Annotated in this window: 3 protein-coding genes; all 3 read right to left on the bottom strand. The window is 49.1% G+C overall.

The genetic code is table 11. The features are described 5' to 3' along the window. A partial coding sequence (locus DW085_RS18775; protein ID WP_147354001.1) for a helix-turn-helix domain-containing protein occupies positions 1-555 on the bottom strand: 555 nt, incomplete at its 3' end. A 5-nt stretch (positions 556-560) separates the two neighbouring features. After that, on the bottom strand, positions 561-704 hold the full coding sequence (locus tag DW085_RS19375) for a hypothetical protein (RefSeq protein WP_182426670.1): 144 nt from the start codon (positions 702-704) through the stop codon (positions 561-563). Then, the coding region (locus tag DW085_RS18770; RefSeq protein WP_182430953.1) for a phage antirepressor KilAC domain-containing protein at positions 701-901 on the bottom strand (201 nt) is incomplete at its 5' end. The genes DW085_RS19375 and DW085_RS18770, both read right to left, overlap by 4 nt.

Below are 901 nucleotides of genomic sequence, written 5' to 3'. Positions count from 1 at the left end.
ATACTCAGAGAGCCGTTCCACCCGCATCTGATAATCTCCTGGGAACTCCTGCCGGAGCTTGCCGTATTCCGTGTCAGAGAGAAGGACATTTTCGTATGAGCCATACCGGTGCTGGATTTCCTTCTTCTCTCTTTTATTGATTGTTTCAGTACTTGTTCTATTAGTACTTAATTGCGCGGGATTTTCCGTAACCGGTGTGTCCGTATCCGGATTTACCGTATACGGCTTTTCCGTACACGGTGATTCCGAACACGGCTTTTTCCTTGGCATCTCATAGACCACATACTCCGCTCTGCCCATCCGACCGTTACTCTCACGCTGCTGGTTCCTTTCCAGATATCCAAGACGTTCCAGTTCTTTCAGAGCTGTAAGCACCCCATCTACGCCATCCGGTGTAATCGAAGATAATCCCCGTACCGAATAGTTCCATGTGTCCGGTAAACTAAGCAGCATAGAGAGAAGTCCTTTTCCTTTCAGGCTGAGACCCTGATCCCGCAGGTGGTAATTGCACATCGTTGTGTAATTGCTGTTTTTCTCAACCCTGAATACCGGCATGGTGCTCACCATCCTTTTTCGCAGGCTCCGTTTTTTTTCTTCGGACATTTGCGCGGACGATCTTCGCTGTCCTCCCGTCGATGGTATTTGCCGGTATCCTGCATCATGCGTTCAAATGCCTGAAGTCGTCCCTCTGTAAAAAGCGTCATTCGATCACACCCCATTTCTTAAACAACTTGAAGAGATGATTCTTTCCCTTGCAGGTCACTCTCGTCTGCTGCACCAGTTTTCCGCTTCTGCCGTAGCAATCCCGGACAATAAAATAGCCCCTTGCAGATTTGTCTGCAAAAGGCATCAGCCAGCCGCTTGGACTGCGGTACAGATAGCGGTGATCCAGTAAGAGAGC

This window comes from Clostridium sp. AF50-3 (assembly GCF_003477445.1).
Classification (GTDB): Bacteria; Bacillota; Clostridia; order Lachnospirales; family Lachnospiraceae; genus Otoolea; species Otoolea fessa.
This window is presented reverse-complemented; position numbering and strand designations above follow the sequence as displayed.

Excerpts from the sequence above, each read along its gene's own strand:
- DW085_RS19375 (WP_182426670.1), bottom strand. The coding sequence starts at position 704 with ATGACGCTTTTTACAGAGGGACGACTTCAGGCATTTGAACGCATGATG.